13 protein-coding genes and 1 tRNA gene are annotated in these 18964 nt (G+C 55.6%); 4 read left to right on the forward strand and 10 right to left on the reverse strand.

The window, feature by feature from the left end:
- Positions 1–31 precede the first annotated feature (31 nt).
- Both HY010_11295 and HY010_11300 read right to left on the reverse strand, forming a co-directional pair.
- Positions 32–1726 (reverse strand): GWxTD domain-containing protein, encoded by a 1695-nt coding sequence (locus HY010_11295; protein MBI3476310.1) that lies wholly within the window; start codon positions 1724–1726, stop codon positions 32–34.
- 224 nt (positions 1727–1950) lie between these two features.
- The gene (locus HY010_11300; protein MBI3476311.1) at positions 1951–3087 is read right to left on the reverse strand and encodes a beta-propeller fold lactonase family protein; all 1137 of its coding nucleotides are present in this window, start codon (positions 3085–3087) and stop codon (positions 1951–1953) included.
- 1347 nt (positions 3088–4434) lie between these two features.
- On the opposite strand from HY010_11300, the gene HY010_11305 reads away from it, so the two are divergent.
- On the forward strand, positions 4435–6495 hold the full coding sequence (locus HY010_11305; GenBank protein MBI3476312.1) for a PAS domain S-box protein: 2061 nt from the start codon (positions 4435–4437) through the stop codon (positions 6493–6495).
- Positions 6496–6559: 64 nt separating this feature from the next.
- Positions 6560–7933, forward strand: a complete 1374-nt coding sequence (locus HY010_11310) for a sigma-54-dependent Fis family transcriptional regulator (GenBank protein ID MBI3476313.1) — start codon at positions 6560–6562, stop codon at positions 7931–7933.
- Positions 7934–8128: 195 nt separating this feature from the next.
- On the opposite strand, the gene HY010_11315 is transcribed toward HY010_11310, so the two are convergent.
- The 4 genes from HY010_11315 to HY010_11330 all read right to left on the reverse strand — a co-directional run bounded on the left by HY010_11315 (position 8129) and on the right by HY010_11330 (position 12434).
- Positions 8129–9547 (reverse strand): hypothetical protein, encoded by a 1419-nt coding sequence (locus tag HY010_11315; GenBank protein ID MBI3476314.1) that lies wholly within the window; start codon positions 9545–9547, stop codon positions 8129–8131.
- Positions 9548–9604: 57 nt separating this feature from the next.
- Positions 9605–11134 carry a hypothetical protein gene (locus HY010_11320; GenBank protein ID MBI3476315.1) on the reverse strand — a complete coding sequence of 510 codons (1530 nt, stop codon included), beginning with the start codon at positions 11132–11134 and terminating at the stop codon, positions 9605–9607.
- Between the two features lie 340 nt (positions 11135–11474).
- A complete protein-coding gene (locus HY010_11325) occupies positions 11475–11912 on the reverse strand; it encodes a M67 family metallopeptidase (GenBank protein MBI3476316.1) in 438 nt (145 codons plus the stop codon).
- A gap of 45 nt (positions 11913–11957) precedes the next feature.
- Positions 11958–12434 (reverse strand): hypothetical protein, encoded by a 477-nt coding sequence (locus HY010_11330; GenBank protein ID MBI3476317.1) that lies wholly within the window; start codon positions 12432–12434, stop codon positions 11958–11960.
- A 213-nt stretch (positions 12435–12647) separates the two neighbouring features.
- Between HY010_11330 and HY010_11335 the strand changes: the two genes are divergently transcribed.
- Positions 12648–13292 (forward strand): hypothetical protein, encoded by a 645-nt coding sequence (locus HY010_11335; protein ID MBI3476318.1) that lies wholly within the window; start codon positions 12648–12650, stop codon positions 13290–13292.
- 17 nt (positions 13293–13309) lie between these two features.
- On the opposite strand, the gene HY010_11340 is transcribed toward HY010_11335, so the two are convergent.
- The 3 genes from HY010_11340 to HY010_11350 all read right to left on the reverse strand — a co-directional run bounded on the left by HY010_11340 (position 13310) and on the right by HY010_11350 (position 15050).
- A complete protein-coding gene (locus HY010_11340) occupies positions 13310–13882 on the reverse strand; it encodes a DUF4256 domain-containing protein (GenBank protein MBI3476319.1) in 573 nt (190 codons plus the stop codon).
- 145 nt (positions 13883–14027) lie between these two features.
- Positions 14028–14104, reverse strand: a tRNA-Asp gene (locus HY010_11345).
- 331 nt (positions 14105–14435) lie between these two features.
- Positions 14436–15050, reverse strand: coding sequence for a class I SAM-dependent methyltransferase (locus tag HY010_11350; protein ID MBI3476320.1), 615 nt, complete (start codon positions 15048–15050; stop codon positions 14436–14438).
- A 106-nt stretch (positions 15051–15156) separates the two neighbouring features.
- Between HY010_11350 and HY010_11355 the strand changes: the two genes are divergently transcribed.
- The gene (locus HY010_11355; protein MBI3476321.1) at positions 15157–15798 is read left to right on the forward strand and encodes a class I SAM-dependent methyltransferase; all 642 of its coding nucleotides are present in this window, start codon (positions 15157–15159) and stop codon (positions 15796–15798) included.
- A gap of 64 nt (positions 15799–15862) precedes the next feature.
- Here the strand turns inward: HY010_11355 and HY010_11360 are convergent, their stop codons facing one another.
- Positions 15863–18964, reverse strand: a complete 3102-nt coding sequence (locus HY010_11360; protein ID MBI3476322.1) for an efflux RND transporter permease subunit — start codon at positions 18962–18964, stop codon at positions 15863–15865.

Below are 18964 nucleotides of genomic sequence, written 5' to 3' on the forward strand. Positions count from 1 at the left end.
CCGGGAGCACCCCGTCCCCGGACCCGTCTTTCTACTCGATTGCGAATGTGGTCTCGGGCTCGATTCCCTGTTTCGCGATCTGGTCGCGCACGTGCATTTTCAACCGGTAGACTCCGGGCTCCAGCTCATTTGCTGAGAATGTCTTTTCGAGCGTTAACTGACCCGATGGCGGATGTGACTTGTCCACGAGTTGTGTTCCATGCAGGACCGTTTTCTTCGTTCGTTCCTGAATGACATCGAACTCCACGCTCGCGTCTGACTTGCCGCTCGCTTCGTCCACCACCAGGTTATAAACCTGCATCCAGACGTTAAGTGTTTCGCCGCGCTTGAAAACCGGAGCTTTGGACGCCGTACTATGCACCCTTGGCCGCACTAGCGTATCCCCAATCACAAAGGGACCGTGACCCATGTCTTTGGCGGGCACGCGTTCCATTTTGTCCGCGAGAATCACTGAAGACGCGGAAAGTTCTTCATCGAAGTTCGGCACGTCCAAGCTTTGGCGCCATGTCCCGACATGATCGCTGTGTAGATCCTTCACGACAATCTCCAGCAGGTACCGCCCCGGCGCCAGCGGAAGCGATTTGCCGTAGACGGAGGATTTACCCAACATTTGTGGCAAGTAATTCTGAGCAACATCCATCTGGACGGTATCCTCAAACGTCTGCGCAATGCGCCCGCCAATGGTCGTGACCTGACCGTAAATGTTGACCGCTCCACGCGCCACTCCGTTCTCGTTTGAGTACGTCATGTCCTGGTTTTGGATCTGGACTGTGACCGGGACCAACGCGACATTGCTGGTTGCTCTCACGTAATTCGCCAGCACCTCAAACGGCATGGTGTGATAGTCAACTTTGTGAGTGACGATGGACTGCAGATCCTTGAACTTGGGTGGGTGATTCAGTCTGGAGAAGCGGTCGAGGTCGTCAAATAGTTTGCTATTGTCCCTCGGGAACTTCTGCAATCGCTGCTGCCCTGATGGAACATGCGCCAGGACGTCTTTCTCGTTCGGATCCATCGTCATGTGGTAATCGCCGCACATGCACGGGTCTACGAACTCAATCACGATATCCTGCCCGACATCCGCGATGTACCGATAGCGCCACTGCTCGAACGGAAATGTTTGGGTTGCGCCCCCACCCTGATTGACCGGGTAATCATACGTTCCGCCAGAAGGATGCGATTCAATCTCGTCCGGTGGCCCGTAAACGATGTAGATCCGTCCGCGGTCAGTTTTCCACCCCGGAATGCCGGAGCCGAAACGCTCGTTGGCATACATGACGCGCCGGAAGTACTCATCGCGAAATTCATTTTCGACCGTATCCGGCGTAGGATCGCGCCGGCCCCAGAATCCCTCGACGAACTTCTGCCGCTCTTCGTCGTTGCTCAGCAACTTGAAGGCTGCCCGCTCTTCTTCCGTGATGATCCAAGGCACTTCCTGATCTAACCAGTTTTTGTATGCCGAACCTTCCTCGGAGAGCCTGGCCTTGTTAGTCTTCTTCTTTCCCGGCAAAGACCGCTTTAGAGCATCGCCCTCGCCGGCTACGGGCTGTGTCGAGGTAGTGACAGAAGGCGTATCTTCGCTGGCAGACTGACCTTTTGCTGAAGAAGCCCTCGCCACCAATGTCGTTTGGGACAGCGGCATCGCCGACGGTGCGATCGGACGTTTGTACGGTGCGGAGAGACTCAAAACAAACACCAAGGCTGGCGCAAGACTGGAACCGAACATAGCAGCTCCTTCAAGGATGTTTTGAAATGCAGGAGAAAAGACGGGCCCAACCGTAGGATGCAGATCGGGGCTTTTGGGATATCCACGTGCGGACAAACCTGCGAAACCGATAACATCTGCACATCAGAGTTTCTCGGCCCGCTGCCCGCCGCGTGCGCCTTGCGATGCGGCACCTAATTGCTTTTGGGTGGCGCAGCGGTTTACCGCTGCGATGGGCGGACCCGCTAGTGCAAGGTGGCAATCGTAATCAGTGTCGCACCGGCCGCCGGGAAAGGTGATCCACTGAGCATGGTTAGCACCCCGGTCGTCGCGTCAATGCTGAAGCCGGTAATCGCATTCCCTCCCGGATTCGCCGCATAGAGGTATTTACCGGGATTCACAGCGACAGTTGCGCTGCAGTTGCTGAAACCGAACGGAGTGCCTGCGATCGGAGTCAGCGAGCCGTCGGCCGAATTCACACTAAATGCGGATATCGTCCCATTGCTATTGTTGCAGGTGTAGAGGAACTTTCCCGAAGGGGCCAGGCCAAGAAACATATCTCCATCGACTGCCGAAAACGGGGAACCCGCAACCGGAGTCGGAGTTCCGCTCACGGGATCGATGGTCATTCCGATCACCGCATTATTGCTGGGAACAGTCGCATAAACAGTGAGGCCCGCTGGGGCGACCACAAGGTTGTAAGGTCCCGTGCTCAACGGCGTCGCGAAAGGTGACCCCACCACCGGAGCGAGTGCGCCTGTCCCCGGATTGAGCGCGTAGACCGAGAAGCCAGTATCGACGGTGTTCCCGGTCGTGTACAAGAACTTGCCAGATGGATCAACGGCACCGGCAAACGGAAAACTCCCGTCGGAAAAAGGGGAATTCGCCAATGGACTCAGAAAGCCTGTGGAACTGTTAAAGCTGAACGCGGCTACTCCGAGCGCGAACGGGGCATACAAATACTTGCCTGAAGAATCCATCGCGAGACTTCCACTACCTCCGCCGCCGATCGCAAAAGGCGAGCCGGTTACAGGAGTCAAGCCCCCAGTAGTTTGGTTGATTGAAAAGACTTTGATGTGGTCGGCAGTTGCATCAATGGCGAGCAGGAATTTCCCAGAAGCGGCACTGAGCATATTGCCAGTAATGAATTGGCCAAGGTCTGCGTCCGGGGTGGACGCAAGAGCGGTCAGCATCCCGGTGCTGCTGTTAATCGAAAAAGCCTGAATGCCCGCGGAATTGCTCGCAAACAAAACTTCATGAGCGGTCGGAGGGGGTGGAGGCGGAGGGTTGGTGCCGGCGCTGCCTCCTCCGCAACCTGCCATGAATGCGCCGAAGAGACTGGCAGTGATGAGGGCGTACAGCGCTTTTCGCAACATCGACATTTCAACGCACCTCGGAGCGTCGAAGAAAGTCTAGCGCACAGGGCGTGGGACTTCCAAGGGCTCGATTGGTCGACTATCGAAAATAGCCAACTCGAATTCCTTTTCGATGGCACATCGGCTTACCGCTGCAGATAGGTGGGATTTGTTTGCTAAAGCGCACATGGCCACTTGCTTTTGTCCCTTCGACTGCTCGCAGCTACAGTTTTTGGCAAGAGCCCCAACTAAGTATTAGACCCTACATAGTGTTCTGCTCTAAAGACGAAAGCCCCTCGTTGTGTCCAACCTTCAGCAGCCGCACGACGGGCATGCTTGCCTTTGGCAAAGCCGTCATAAACCTCGTTCCTTCTTGACATAGGCGATCAGAAGGGGCAAAGTATTCAGGTTTTTCAACATAGATCGTTTTCTACTGGCGACGCCATCGTTATATAGCCGTCTCACGGTGAGCCGCCAGGGTGCTAAAGGTAATAATAGTTTTGTAACTGAGGCGGCGTGGAGGACTGATCGTGGCCGCCCCTGACCTGGGATCCTCACTTTTCAACCCCTCTCGTTCCGAACGACGCCAACTTATATTGTGGACGATTGGAATCACTTTTTTCGTCGCTGTCACGCTCGTCTATTGGCCGAACGATGTCTTCTCGAAGGGCTATCTCCCTCATGCCTACTGCTATCTCAAAAAGCCAGGACTTGTTTGGACTCATGTCATCAGCGACACCCTGATCGGCCTGTCGTATCTTTCTATCTCAACCGCTCTTGCATATTTCATCTATCGGGGACGTCGCGATGTCCCATTCCTCTGGATCATTCTGCAATTCGGACTATTCATCGTTGCGTGCGGTGGCACCCATTTCATGGAGGTATTGACGGTGTGGGTGCCGATGTATGTTCTCGCCGCAGGGGTCAAAAGCTTCACGGCATTTGCGTCGGTAGCGACAGCGATCTCCCTTCCGGCCGCGATCCCGCGGGCACTAGACATGATTCGAAGCGCCAAAGCATCGGAATCCAATCGATTGGCACTTGAACACGCCCTTTACCAGCACGACACGATGCAAGTGGCGCTCGAAAGGACCAACGATCGTCTGGATCAACAAGTCCGATACCGCACCGCAGAACTCGAACGAGCGAACGAATCACTGCGCAATGAGATCGAAGAAGGTAGAAGATTACGCGCGTCGCTCGCCGTACTCGCCTCCATCGTGGAGTCCTCGAATGACGCCATAATCGGCAAAGATCTCGAGGGCATGATTACCACTTGGAATGAAGGCGCCGAACGGCTCTACGGCTATACCGCCCAGGAAGTGGTTGGCAAGCCTATCTCCGGCAGAGCGTCAGCACGAACTCGAAGCGATCATGTCCAGTGTAGCGCTCGGCGTAGGAGTCGAACCCTACGAGACGCAACGTGTGACGAAGCAGGGAGAGCTGATCGATATCTCCTTGACGATTTCTCCCATCAAAGGGAGCGACGGAACAATTGTGGGTGCGTCAGCGATCGCTCGTGACATAACCCGATTCAAGCGAGCACAGACAGCGCTCATGGAATCGGAAACGCAATACCGGCTGCTTTTCGAAAGCAATCCATTGCCGATGTGGGTGTTCGACCGCAAGACCCTGCAATTCCTCGCGGTAAACGAGGCTGCTGTCCGGCACTACGGGTACTCACGAGCGGAGTTCTTCCGCATGAGTATCGCCGACATTCGACGTCCTGAGGAAATTCCAAATCTGCTGGCTGAAATCTCCAGGCTCAAAGCAGGTTTTAACGACCTCAAAATATGGAGACACCAGAAGAAAGACGGCACGCTCATCGATGTGGAGGTTACTGGTCACGACATTAATTTTCATGGCGTGGATGCGCAGCTCATTCTAGTCCATGACATTACTGAACGACGAAGAAGTGATGAGCAACTGCGCCAGTCACAGGAGAGATTTTCAAAGGCATTTCGCTCCAGTCCAATCGGAATTACGATCAGCAGCGAAGCCAATGGACGCTATCTCGATGCGAACCCCACCTTTCTGACGCTCTTGGGATATGACAGGGATGAACTGCTGGGTCGGACCGTTGAAGAACTGGAGATTTGGGAAGAACCGCAACAGCGTAACCTCTTGTTTTCTCAGTTAAACAGTTCCCAACCCACAAAACCAGTCGAGGCTAGTTTCAGAACCCGATCCGGGGAGCTGCGGCGGGTCGAAATCGCAGCCGAACGCATTCTGGTCAACGATGAACCATGCATCCTCGCCATCACTCAGGATGTCACCGAGGCCAAGCTTCTGGAGCAGCAATTCCGGCAATCGCAAAAAATGGAGGCCGTTGGCAGACTCGCTGGCGGGATCGCGCATGACTTCAACAACATGCTCGGAGTCATAATCGGCTACAGTGAAATCGCCAGGGAACAAGTCCCAGCCGAGCATCCCTCGCAAAAGCATCTTCAGGAAATCCGAAAAGCAGCAAACCGGGCAACTGACCTTACTCGTCAACTCCTAGCTTTTAGCCGACAGCAAGTGCTCTCTCCACGAGCGTTGAACCTCAACTCTGTCGTTCATCACGTCAGCAAGATGTTGCGGGCTGTGATCGGCGAAGATATTTCACTTGTTCTGCGGCCCACAGAACCGTTGGGGAGTGTGTGCGCTGATCTTGGCCAGATCGAGCAAGTGCTGATGAACCTGGCAGTGAACGCGCGGGACGCAATGCCCAAGGGGGGCACCATCGTAATCGAAACCGCGAACACGGATCTCGAACCCAGCTCCGCACAGCGGCAACAGGCTGTCAGTCCCGGTCCATATGTCACGATTTCCGTGACTGACAATGGCGTGGGCATGGACGAATCTGTCAAAGCACGCCTTTTCGAACCATTCTTCACTACCAAAGAACCCGGTAAGGGGACCGGCCTTGGCCTCTCGACGGCCTACGGGATTGTGAAGCAAAGCGGGGGATATATCTGGGTGAAAAGCGAACCAGACAAGGGAGCCACATTCACGATCTGCCTTCCGCGCGTAGATCAGTTGGCTGAAAACTTGGCTCCGACAACTGTTCCAGCCGTGCGCCCTAAAGGGACTGAAACCCTCCTCGTCGTTGAGGACGAAGAGGCGCTGCGTAGCCTGGTGACGAGTGTTCTCGAAATGAACGGCTACAGCGTCGTTGCCGCCGACGGCGCCATGAGTGCGCTAGCTCTGATCCAACAGTTTGAACACAATATCGACTTGATTCTTACCGACGTTATTCTGCCCGGAACGAGCGGGCCAGAGATGGTCGAGACCTTGAAAGGAAAATGGCCCGAACTGAAGGTGTTGTACATGTCTGGATATGTCGGCACTGCAATGCTACAGCGAGGCGTTGACCAGGACATAGCTCTTCTCGCAAAACCATTCTCTGTATCGGAGCTTCTAGTGAAAGTGCGCGAGGTGCTCGGAGTGTAATTGTTGCGATTTCTACTTACTCAGAAAGCATGATTGGAGTATTTTCGTTTAAAACGGTGGGCGTATGGCGAGAATCGAAGTCCCCAGGCTTTTAGCGATTGATGACGAACCACAGAGTCTGGAACTCATCAAGGATGTACTGGCGGGTCTTGGGCTGGAGATTCATACCGCAAGCGATCCCCGAATTGGCTTTGAGTTGTTTAAGCGCGTTCGCCCTCAGATCGTGCTGCTCGACTTCATGATGCCAGAGATCAATGGCTTCGAAATGTTGGAGTGGATCTCTGCTGCGGATCCCGGAGCCGAGGTGATCCTCATTACAGCGCATTACTCCACGGAGTCTGCGGTCGAGGCCATCCAAAAAGGCGCATGTGACTATTTCAACAAACCCCTCAGCGTGGAGAAACTCCGGCGCCGGATATCTCAACTGCTTTCGGAAGCGGAAAACCGGCGGAAGACGCACGAACTTGATGAACAACTCCTCAATGCGTGTCAATTTCAAGGAATAGTTGGGCGCAGTCCCCACATGCTGGATGTCTTCGCCAAGATTCGAAGGGTCGGACCCCATTTTCGAAATATCCTTGTGACCGGATCCACCGGAACCGGGAAAGAACTGGTCGCCCGTGCATTGCATCGCCTGAGCCCTTCCGCTGCGGGCACCTTTGCAGTCTGTAACTGTTCGGCGATCATGGAAACGTTGATTGAAAGTGAACTGTTCGGCTATGTGCGGGGTGCGTTTACTGGAGCGGTCCAGCACAAGATAGGCCTTTTTGAATACGCGGATGGCGGCACGGTATTCCTCGATGAGATCGGTGAGTTACCGCTGACCGCACAGAGCAAGCTTCTGCGTGTTTTGCAAAATAGCGAAATCCAGCGAGTCGGTTCGCCCGTTGCTAGAGCAGTGGACGTTCGCGTGATCGCGGCCACCAATCGCGACCTGCGTTCCCTCGTGTCGGAAGGCAAGTTCCGCGAGGACTTGTATTACCGGCTAGCCATGGTGGAGATCGCCCTGCCGGGACTGGCTGATCGAAGAGAGGACATGCCACTTTTGCAGCGCCACTTCCTGGAGAAATTCGCGGCGCTCTACAAAAAACCAGTAACTGGATTTACGCGTAGAGCGCAAAACCGTATGGCGATGTACTCCTGGCCCGGCAATGTGCGTGAACTTGAGAACGTCATTGGCAATGCCTGCATTATGGTGGAGGGCTCGGTAATCGACATCCGCGATTTGCCAGAGCCCGTTCGCGGCCAAGCGCGAGAAACTCTTGCGGAAGAAGATACTCTCCTTCCCCTGCGCGAAATGCAACGACGGCACATCACCCGTGTTTTGGACCACGTCGGAGGCAACAAGTCTCAAGCCGCAGAGATCCTGGGCATATCCCGCGCCACCATTTACGAATTAATAGCCGACATGAAAAAGTCTGGCAGTCACGACCTCTGAGTTTCCGTGATGTGACAGCCCACAAGATTGCCTCTGGGTGGCGCAGCGGTTTACCGCTGCGATAAGCGGAATTTGTTGTGGAAAGGGCACGGCTTCAGCCGTGCCGCCCAGTCCGCTCCCCGCACGGCCTTCCGGCAGGGTTCTGAGTGTGTGGCTTTCAAGGTCAATCTCGCGGTACCCAACCCAATGCCTTCGCTAGAACTTTGGGAGCGCGGAACCAGCTAGCACGCCCACCGTCTTGTCGAAGACCAGGGGCTCCTTCGTCGCGTTCTCCACGATGAACGCTTCTGTCCCCACTCCGCAGGGCCCCTTGAAGTTAAACTGCACTATTCCCTTGGCATTCGTGGTGCCCGATACGCGCGTGTTTGTCCAATACTCGTCCATGAACCTGCCGCTGACTAAGACTCCGCTCAGCCGCGCACCCGTCTCACTGGTGACAACCGCCCGCGCGTGGGTCAGGTTGTACTCTTTCTTATTGCCAGGCGTGCAATGGCCCGGATCGCTCGGGTCCTGATGGAACTTGGCGCTGACCACCAGCTTGCTCACCTTGATGCAGGAGGTCCCGCAAGCCGTAACCGGCGTGAGCCGCACCAGCCTTCCCGCCAGACCCACAAAAATCTTGGCCAGGATCTGGCTCGATGCGTTCATCGGTCCGCCGCTTGTGATCGAGCTCTTGTAGGCGGGTGAGAACAACGCGTCCAGCGACTGGTTCAGTCCGTCCGGCCCGTAGGCGATCCGCGCGGAGCCCGAAACGGTGTTCGTTATGTCCTGGGCGTCGTTGATCGAGCCTATGCCACCGGGCGATTGCGGACCGGTGCCCGTGAAATCAATCTGCTGCCACGTGCCTGTCCCTTCGTGGTGATACCGGAACATGTAAGTGAAGGGATGCTCTGTACCGATGCCCAAGCCGCGGGCCTGGTCTCCCGCGTCGTTGATCGCAACCGCGGAGTTCCACACGAACCAGCCCCCCGGAGGAGCAGGAGCCATAGCGGTCACGCTCGTGGGATCGCCGAGGCGATACCAGTGGCTGTATGTGGCCACAGTCCCACCGGAACTGATTCCGAGCGGGATCTCGTTTGGAAACCCCTGCTTCGTGAGGTCAACCATGCCGCCGTCCTTGGTCCACATGAACGGGGTCTGGAAGCCGGATAAAGCAGTAGCATAGCCAACCACCCGGTTGGTGTCGTCGATGCCGATAGCCACCGAGTGAGCGGTTCCCGGTAGGACGCCCAGGTCAATGGCAGTGTAGGCATTGCCGTTCGGCTTCCATACCACCGCGTCGGTAAAACCGAAGAAACCCGCAGAGCCACAGATCCAGCCCTGATTGTTAATCGCGGAGACAGCCGTTCCCGTGAAGCCGGGCACGGAGGGCAGGACGGTCCGTACGCCAGCCTTCCATACGACCGTTTCGAGCGGCGCCAGACAGAAGGGTCCGCACCCAGGGTCTGTGTATGAGGTCCCGACCATATCGCCCACGTCGTTCATCGCAATGCCGTAGGCAACTGCCGAAACGAAGTCCGGAGCGTAGACGTTGGTGGGGCTTTCTGCCCGAACCGTAACCGTTCCGGCGAGAGCAAAGGCGATAACCAATAAAGCGGCTGAGAACCTCTTCATCTCCATACATTTCTCCTCTTGCATGTTCGACTGTACTCCGTGCTACTTCCGCGCTGATTACCTTTTGGAACAACCTTCAAACTCCAACAGGGGCATTCCACTCGGCACCGAGTCGGGAATCAGAGGGCAGAGATGGCGCTTGCGTGCCCGGCCGTCCAGCAATGCATTGCGCACGAAATCCACAACGTCCGCAAATTCCCGATCGTTCAAGCGGATGGGATTCTTCAGAACTGGATCTAACGTTTCCATCATCGCTTCGGAAGAGGCAAGTCGATGCCTCAGGTCGGGGGCGACTCCGGCCTCCCCAGCGTTGTAATGATGCAGTGACTCTTCAACATCCAGATGATGCCGAATGGCGTCTTCTAACCGAGTGAACGCTCCGTTGTGAAAAAACGCCGGTTGTAGAGCGGCATTGCGAAGAGGGGAGCTGCGGAACTTGTAACGATCGTTTCGATCGCCCGTGATCTGCTCCTGTCCGAAATCTTCATCCTCGTTCGAGCCGTCAAAAATCACGTTCCCCTTCCCCACTCCGAAGAAGGGAGCGATTTGTGGAACGCCGATGTTATGCATCTGGAAATCGCTGAACATCTCATTAGACTGGCCACCCACGCTGTGACAGGAGGAGCACTTTCCTTTGCCAAAGAAAATCAGCGCACCTCTTTTTCCCGTATTCGACATCGCATGGGTGTTGCCGCGGGCGAATCTGTCGAGGGGGGCGTTGGCATAGACCTGCGTAAATTCGAACTCGGCAATGGCGCGTCCAAACATCGTGAAGTCGATTGGGGCGCCATCGGCTACTTCCGGGAAAAGCGCGCCAAACAACTGACGATAGATCCCATTGCCATTGAGGCGTTTCAACACTTCCTGACGAATCGGTTCATTGCGAAATCCGCTGCCATCCGGAGGCGGGACCACGCCGCCCAAGCCGTCGTCAAACTGATCGAAACGCGGTCCGATTTGACCCGCTGTACCGGTAAAACCCGCGACTTCCACCAACTCGGTCGGCGGAATGTGTGCTTGCGCCACCAGCAGTTGTTTGACGATCGGATCATTCGGAGGAAAAAGCGTCGTTCCTTCGGGCGGCGGGAATTGGAAACCTTCCGAGTTGTCGAACGGGTCGCCGGAGAGCGAGAGAAAACGACCGTTCCACATGAGTTTCGGATAGAAGGCAGTGTTAACGACGGAAGGAGTACGTCGCTGGTTGCGAGGCCCGGTGCGATGCCCGCCGACAATCAGATTGTTCTGGACACCAATCGCGATTGACTGAGTATCCCCAAAGCCAGAACTGGGAGAGTGGCAACCCGCGCAGGTGTTGTCATCATGAAGGCCGCCCGCTACGTCGAAAAACAGCAAACGGCCGAGATCCGCCAGTTGCGGATTGAGCTTCCGGTGGAGGCGCGTTTCCAGGGTGAATTCAACCCGTCCCGTGAATCCCGACTGATGGAGGATCTTCTGAAGTTTCTGGTCAAGTTGCCCGTTGCCATTCTTCTGACCAAGTGCTGGCAGGCTCACGAATGTGAGGCATATGGACAATAGGACGCCAAAGCCACAAGCCCAGCGGTACAACAGGGGAGTGTTGTTCCTCATATCGAATCCTCTCGGGCCTTGACTAGATAGAATCGGCACTTGCCGAATGTGATTTCTTTTCCGACACGGGTGAGACATTCGCCCGTCCCGAAGGACGGGTCAAGTCGAGGTAGGTAGGCAAAACATTCTGCTGCGCGACAAAGGATATTGCTGTGATCTCTATCACAGGCCACCGTGACGGGCCTGGACCGTGCTCGTCTCTCACCAGCGGGAAACCCGTATCCACCCATGAAATTTCTAGGCGTTCGTCTACCGGTAAGGTCGCGAGGACATAGTGTCCAGAGGGGCAACTCATAAGCCGGCGGTCGCCTTCGGGCTGGATTTGGACAAGGCGGGTACGTTAGGGCAGGATCTTGATTTCAAGTTCCATCGCACGCCGATCTCGGATTGAAAATGCCCGGATTGGCGCAGTTGCGTATGGTCGAGGCGTCACGATGAAATAGATCGCTTCCGAATAGTGGGCCAACGCAATATCTTTGGGCGAAGGTTCGTTCGTGTCCATCCAATTCGGATGTGAGTGATAAATGCCGAGGAATTCGAGCCGCCGCTTGCGGAGCTCCTCCATCAGGCGCACGATTTCCGTGGGTGCAATCTCGTAGTTCCTAACCGGATCAGCAGCGATGTTCTTCGCCGGAAACGCCTGCGTGATTAACCCGTCCTGCCCCGCCAGAATTCCGCAGCATTCCCGATGTGGCTGGCGGCGGGCATGCTTCAGCAGTTGCCCGTATACCTTGCGGCGACTTCGGACGGCGCGTTTCATTTTGGGAGTATATGACAAGGCGAATTCGTGAATCGAGTGACTACCCCGCAAATCCGAAAACACTCAGGGTGCTACGGCCGGTGTCGTCACCGTCTTCAAATCGTTGACCAAATCCGACATCGCCGCATCAAATTTCTTTCGCCGCCCCTTTTCCCGGCTGGAACCTTCCACATGCTGGACGAATGGCCAAAGCACAACATGCGTCTTAGGATCGACGATACTCATCAAGAGCTGTGAGTCTGTAATGCCACTCACATAACGGATTTGGAAAACCAGATCGGCGTCGGCCGGCGCCGGCACCAACTCGTACTTTCCCCAACTCTTAACGAGCGCATAGAACTCGTGGTACGTCAGGTCCAGTGAGCCCGGATCGGCGTCGCTTTCCATATATGAGATGAACACTTTCTTGCCCGCAGTGACTTGCACGGGTATCGGACCCCGCGGGTACTCTGGGCCTTGCTTCGCTCCAGCGATGGGGACGGCTAGCGAAGCAACCATGAAACCCAAGCAGATGATCCCTGCCCTGACGGTTCTCGTCACAGATTCTCCTCTGTAAAGCAAATTAGCGGGCATAAGAAATGATGTTCGCGCCGCCGGAAATATTGTAGTCGGGATTTCAGAGGACACTTATACGGGACAAACCGCGCCCTCAAGATCGTCTTTGACTTGACTGGGGACTTAGACCACTCGGGCTCCCCCGGGAACACGCTCGTAACTATTCAATCCCAGGACAACCATGCCACGATACGAAAAATGAAGAAACAGCCCATCGTCGCGCTTGGCCTGCTGTTACTGATTCCCGTTGTCTTCAAGCTGGGAGGATTGCTGTTCAGCCTGATCAATCCCGAACATGCGGCCGGTCACCCGAATTATGTGCGGAACTACCAGCTCCTCAGCTTTTTGCAGCACACGTCATTTCTCGCAATGTTCGCGGTGGTGGCGAGCTTGTGGCTGGGCGCGTGCTTTCTGGTGATTCAGTCCAAGAAGCGATCCTTGGGGTGGCTGTGCCTCGCAGCCTTCGGACCCTTCGGGTTCGCGGTTCTGGCGATGCTACGGGACCAAGCGCCGGCGGACACCGACCTGTATGAACGATTTCTGCGCAACTTGAACCGATTTGTGCGCCTCGGCTACCACGTGTGTATCTTCGTAGTGATTTGGATGGTTGCCGATCAGGCCATGGTTCTCAAACGCAATCTGATGATCAAGTACGAGTCTGCCACCACAGGAGTTCCGACCGCGCAAATCATCGATCAACAGAATGCCTCGTCGGGAATGTGGGCATTCTCCGAGGGGCTGGAAGTGATGTACCTGGTGGTTCTTCTTTATCTGATTTGGCCCGTCGTCTTCACGATGGTAGGTCGGATCGCAGCGAGAACCGCGGCACCCAAGGCACGCTGAGTCTCGCCATCCCCTGTTCAGACTTTGAGCGAGCCGCGGAATGCTCTGGCGGCATAGTAAGATTCCGCGCCGTTGTGATAAGTAAAGACGCGTCCGAAGCGGCGATCGCAAAAGAGAGCGCCTCCGAGGTCTCGAACATCAGAAGGAGTTTTCACCCAGCTCGACGTCTTCGTATCGAACTCTCCAAGTTTCTGCAATTCTCGATATTCTTCTTCCGTCAGGATTGCAACGCCCATGGCCGTTGCCATATCCATCGCGCTATTTTTCGGTTTATTTTCTTTCCTGGAATCCAGCGCTTCGCGGTCGTAGCAAAGACTTCTACGATCTTTAGGACTTTCCGCAGAACAATCAAAAAAGATGTATTCGCCCGTCTTTTTATCGAGACCGACAACATCCGGTTGCCCGCCAGTGCGTTCCATTTCGCCGAGTGACCACAGTTTCTCGGGATTCGCTTCCAGCTTCGCATTGACCTTGGCCCATGCAAGACCTTCGTGGCGGTCCATGTTCTTCTCGAAGCGCGCTTGTAATGCGCTGCGCAGTTCTTCGCGTTGTGCTGGTGACAAACCTGTTTTTGCTTTATTGCTTTTCATGTCGGCTGCCATGATATCCCTACTCACAAAAGATACCTCAAAACCACGGGAAACACAGGGTTGGCGCCGCAATCACCACGGGATCTAGCGATGAGGGTTGGGTTGGAGTTTTCGGTGTCACGTCCGATAACTCCTTGGAAATGAATGGCGGGGACGACGAGACTCGAACTCGCGACCTCTGCCGTGACAGGGCAGCGTTCTAACCAACTGAACTACGTCCCCACTTTGTTTTCACCGGGTTACTGGGAAACCCTTGATTTTCCTGTCTTTTCTTACTGTCCACAGCGTCGCCTGTTGCAACCATTTCCACCCCATATAACCGAATTCCGGGGGTTAATGGACAGGAAATGGACAGGAAGCCAACGCCCAAATCCTGTTGCACGACCTCACGACCCAGCGCATCTGTCCATGCACCGTAGTCAAATTGTAACAGACCGAATTCAGATCAGTACAGGCTCTCCCCCAGATCGGCGCCAGCGCTGGAAAAGTGCACTCAGATGCCAATCGACCGTTAGTTGTCTTCAAATTCCGATGTTGCGATCAAGCACTTCTCTTATTCGACGCGGCACAAACAGTAAAGAAATTGCTGTTCGGTCCCAAATGGTGTGCGATGTAGCTCCTCAGAACTCTCTAGTAAATGGAAGCGCACACCGAACTCGCTGTGCAACGACTCCGCGTCATACCGAACAACGTCAAGGCCACTGCATTTGGTCGGCCCCTCTGGCCCGAACGTACTAACCAGCACGTGCCCTCCGGGCTTGACCGCGTTCGCCACCTGGCGGACGTAGGCAACACGTTCTTCCATCGTGGTAAGAAAATGAAAGACGGCGCGGTCGTGCCACACATCGTATGCGTTGGACGCCAGTTCGGCTTTGGCAATGTCCGAGACGAGCCACTGGACGCTTTCCGAGGCCGGTCCGAGCCGTTTCTTGGACACATCGACGGCAATCTGAGAAACATCAAGGACAGCGACGTTCTGATATCCACGAGCCAGCAGATCATCAACTAACGTGGATTCGCCACCGCCAACGTCAATGATGGAGGACGAGCGCTGGGGAGCAGCTCGTTCTATCAGTTCAAGGGATCTCCTGAGGTGCGGGGTGTACCAGCTGACAGCATCCGGCGCTTTCTCAGCGTAAATCTTTTCCCAATGACTCTGCACACTCATACCAAAGGCTCCCGCATTGATAGACTCAAGCCAATGATAAGCCCGTGACAAACGCGGCGAACATGAAAGTGTTCTAGCGAGTTTGGAGATTGACACCGAGGCGGCCATGTCCTTCTACAGAAATCACGTCTATCCCCACCTTGTGCGCGTCCTGGGGAACCCGAAACCTGTCCAGACGATTCGCCAGCGCCTCGTCCCGCTGGCCCGTGGGAAAGTGCTTGAGATCGGTGTTGGGCCGGGGGTGAACTTCGCTCACTACGATCCCGCAAAAGTGAGCAAGCTATATGCGCTAGAACCCAACCCTGGGATGATTCCGCGTGCAGAACAGCAGGGGCGGCGAACTGAGCTGGATATCGAATTTCTGGATCTGCCCGGAGAACGCATTCCTGTTGCGGCCGCCAGTGTGGATACGGTGGTTAGCACGTTCACCCTCTGCACAATCCCCGGCGTCGTGGAGGCGATTCGAGGTATCGGGCGAGTCGTGAAGCCAGACGGCCAGTTCATCTTCTTTGAGCACGGACTCGCACCTGATGCACGAGTGCGACGGTGGCAGGAGCGGACAGAGCCGCTTTTCAAATGGGCGTTTGAAGGCTGTCACGTGACCCGCGACATTCCCTCACTCATTAAGGCTGGCGGATTCAAGATCGAGACGATAGACGAAGCGTACCTTGCTCCATTCCCCAAGTCGGGATCGTATTTCTATTGGGGTGTGGCGCGTCCGGACGTTGTGACCGGACATGCTCGCTAGCATTCGGCCCGAAGTCGGTCATTTCACGCGCTTCCAGTGACTCTCCGAATAGGGCCCTACTCACCTACTGCAAGGCAGGCTGTTCTTTCAGGCTTTCAACGGCTGGCTCCCTCCCGCCCTTCATCATCCACTCGTAGAAAATCGGCAGCAGGAACAGGGTCAGGATCGTTGAAGAGAATAGGCCGCCTATGACAACTGTGGCCAGTGGACGCTGTATCTCCGCACCCGTAGAAGTCGAAACAGCCATGGGCACGAAACCAAGGCTGGCAACCAGGGCCGTCATTAGCACCGGGCGGAGTCGGCGCCTTGAACCGGCGACCACAGCAGCTCGCACCGAGAGGCCTTCGTGCCGCAGTTGATTGATTGATGTGACAAGTACCACCCCATTCAAAACCGCAACTCCGAAGAGAGCGATGAACCCCACCGAGGCCGACAGATTTAGATTCATGCCCCGCAACCATAAAGCAGCAATTCCGCCAACCAGCGCGAAAGGCACGTTCGCGAGCACCAGAATCGATTGTTTTACGGCCATAAAGGTCATATAGAGCAGCCCGAAGATGATGCCGACCACCAAGGGTATGACAAGCATGAGCCGGCGAGTTGCGCGCTCTTGGTTTTCAAACTGGCCACCGTATTCGAGGAAATAGCCGGGTGGGAGCTTCAGTTCGCGACCGAGCTTTGAGCGAACCTCGCTTACAAAACCACCTAAATCCCGGCCACGCACGTTCGCCATGACGACCACGCGCCGCTGGCCCTCCTCACGGTTGATTTTTTCGGCGCCGCGATTCACTTCGATCCGCGCCAACTCACTTAACATGACCTGTTCTCCTCCGGGTGCGCGGAGCACGATGCGGCGGATGGCATCCGGGTCACTGCGGTAGCGGTCCGGCATGCGGAGCGCCACCGTATACCTCTTTTGCCCATCAATGACCTCGGATACCACGGAACCAGAAGCGCCAGCCTCGACCGCCTGTTGTACATCTGAAACATTGAGCCCGTATCGGGCCAATGCGCTCCGATCGACGCGAACAGAAAGCTCCGCCACGCCTGACGTGACCTCAATTTGAGGATTAGCTGCGCCTGGGACGCTCGCAACATAGTGCAGTACCTGCTGCGAAAGAGATTCGAGGGTGCGGAAGTCATCGCCAAAAATCTTGACTGCCAAGTCCGCTTTGATACCCGAAACCGTCTCGTCCACGCGCATTGCCATGGGCTGAGTGAAGCTGTAGGAAATACCAGGGATTTTGGAGAGTTCCTGGTCCATGGCCTCAATCAGTTCTTCCTTGGTATGGAACCGGGTCCAAGTGTTGATCGGGCGGGGTAAGACATAGGTGTCACCCTCGTTAATTCCCATTGCCTCAGTCGCAAAATCGGGGCGACCGATCTTGATAACGATGTCTTGGATTTCTGGGAATGCCCGCAGGGTTTGCTGCACACGTTTGCTCATCTCCACCGATTCTGTCAGCGAAACACCAGGCAGCTTTCGGGTCTCCACCAGAATCGAACCCTCATCGAGCTGCGGCATAAACTCCGTGCCAATGAAGAATAAGGAACCGATTGCGACTGCCAAAATGAGTAGAGCGGTGCCGACCGTCAGCCTTCGGTGCTGAATGTGCCATTCGAGCAACCGACCATACCGATTGTTAAGACGTTCGACCCACCCCTGCCATTTTTGATGGGAAGCGCCGCGGGGAAGGCCATGACGAAAGATCAACGACGCCAGCGCCGGGATGACGGTGAGCGCGAGAAGGAGCGAGCCAAATAATGCGGCGCAAACCGTAATCGCCATCGGCCGGAACATGCGCCCCTCCAACCCTTCTAGGAACAAGATGGGCAGATAGACTGCGATAATAATGGCGACCCCAAAGGTCATCGGACGGGCGACTTCCTTGGCAGCACGCCGGACAGAGTCCAGCGGTGATTCTTGACCGTGTTCATCCTCCAGCCGATGGACGGAGTTTTCCATCATGACCACCGCTCCATCCACGATCATCCCGAAGTCGATTGCTCCGAGACTCATGAGATTTGCACTGATCCCGAAGAGGCGCATGCCCAGAAAACTGATCAGCATCGATAAGGGAATGATGGATGCCGTGATGAGCGCGGCCCGGATGTTGCCTAGAAAAAGCAACAGCACGACCGTCACCAGAACGAAACCCTCGAAGAGATTCTTCTTGACTGTAGCGATCGTCCCGTCGATGACCGACGACTGGTCGTAGAAAGGCACGATCTTGACGCCAACGGGGAGGCTCATGCTGGCGATTTTTTCTTTCACCAGTTCGAGAACACGCTTTCCGTTGTCGCCCTTAAGCATGATCACCATGCCTGACACCGTCTCACCGCCGCGCAATGTAGCACCTTGCTTGGGCGCGGCCCCTATCGCTATTTCAGCCACGTCGCGCAGCAGCACAGACGACCCTTGGTTGGCGATCAGGACAATGCTTCCGATATCGTCGGTTGTGACGGTCCGTCCTGTCCCTCGGACTGTGTACTGCTCAGACGCATGTTCGATGTAACCGCCGCCAAAGTTCGTGTTGTTCTGCTCGACCCGCGTCGCGATGTCTCGCAAGGTCAGTCCGTATTGCCCGATCAGAGTGGGGTCGACCTTGATCTGGAACTGCTTGGTCTCACCACCCCAGGTATTCACGTCGCTGACACCCGGCACGGTGCGAAGCTGATTCTTAATCGTCCACTCCTGCACGTCCTTGAGTTGCATCGCGCTCATCGGTCCGCTGAGGGTGTACTGATAGAGTTCTCCAAAGGCAGTTGACGGAGGACCGAGGACGGGCTGGATGCCCTGTGGCAAACGTGAGGCAATCTGCTGCAAACGCTCATTCACCACTTGCCTGGCAAAATACATTGGTACCGAGTCGTCGAAGATGACCGTCACCATCGAGAGCCCCAGTTTCGACAGCGAACGCACTTCCTGTTTCTTGGGTAATCCGAGCATGGCCTGCTCAATCGGATACGTGACCAGTTGCTCGACCTCCGTGGGTGGCAGCGAAGGCGCTTCCGTCACAACGACCACCTGGTTGTTAGTCAGGTCAGGAAAAGCTTCGACGGGGATGGTATAGAGTGCGTACCCGCCTACTCCCACCAGTATCAGTGCGCTGACCAGCACAAACCAGCGGTAGGCGATCGTGAAATCAATGATTCGGTTCAGCAT

Source organism: Acidobacteriota bacterium, from assembly GCA_016196065.1.
Taxonomy (GTDB): Bacteria; Acidobacteriota; Terriglobia; order Terriglobales; family Acidobacteriaceae; genus Acidiflorens.

What these genes read in the sequence shown, in the direction of transcription:
- HY010_11295 (MBI3476310.1), bottom strand. Translation starts at nt 1,726, where the DNA reads ATGTTCGGTTCCAGTCTTGCGCCAGCCTTGGTGTTTGTTTTGAGTCTC.
- HY010_11300 (MBI3476311.1), bottom strand. Translation starts at nt 3,087, where the DNA reads ATGTCGATGTTGCGAAAAGCGCTGTACGCCCTCATCACTGCCAGTCTC.
- HY010_11305 (MBI3476312.1), top strand. Translation starts at nt 4,435, where the DNA reads ATGTCCAGTGTAGCGCTCGGCGTAGGAGTCGAACCCTACGAGACGCAA.
- HY010_11310 (MBI3476313.1), top strand. Translation starts at nt 6,560, where the DNA reads ATGGCGAGAATCGAAGTCCCCAGGCTTTTAGCGATTGATGACGAACCA.
- HY010_11315 (MBI3476314.1), bottom strand. Translation starts at nt 9,547, where the DNA reads ATGAAGAGGTTCTCAGCCGCTTTATTGGTTATCGCCTTTGCTCTCGCC.
- HY010_11320 (MBI3476315.1), bottom strand. Translation starts at nt 11,134, where the DNA reads ATGAGGAACAACACTCCCCTGTTGTACCGCTGGGCTTGTGGCTTTGGC.
- HY010_11335 (MBI3476318.1), top strand. Translation starts at nt 12,648, where the DNA reads ATGAAGAAACAGCCCATCGTCGCGCTTGGCCTGCTGTTACTGATTCCC.
- HY010_11340 (MBI3476319.1), bottom strand. Translation starts at nt 13,882, where the DNA reads ATGAAAAGCAATAAAGCAAAAACAGGTTTGTCACCAGCACAACGCGAA.
- HY010_11350 (MBI3476320.1), bottom strand. Translation starts at nt 15,050, where the DNA reads ATGAGTGTGCAGAGTCATTGGGAAAAGATTTACGCTGAGAAAGCGCCG.
- HY010_11355 (MBI3476321.1), top strand. Translation starts at nt 15,157, where the DNA reads ATGTCCTTCTACAGAAATCACGTCTATCCCCACCTTGTGCGCGTCCTG.
- HY010_11360 (MBI3476322.1), bottom strand. Translation starts at nt 18,964, where the DNA reads ATGCTGAACCGAATCATTGATTTCACGATCGCCTACCGCTGGTTTGTG.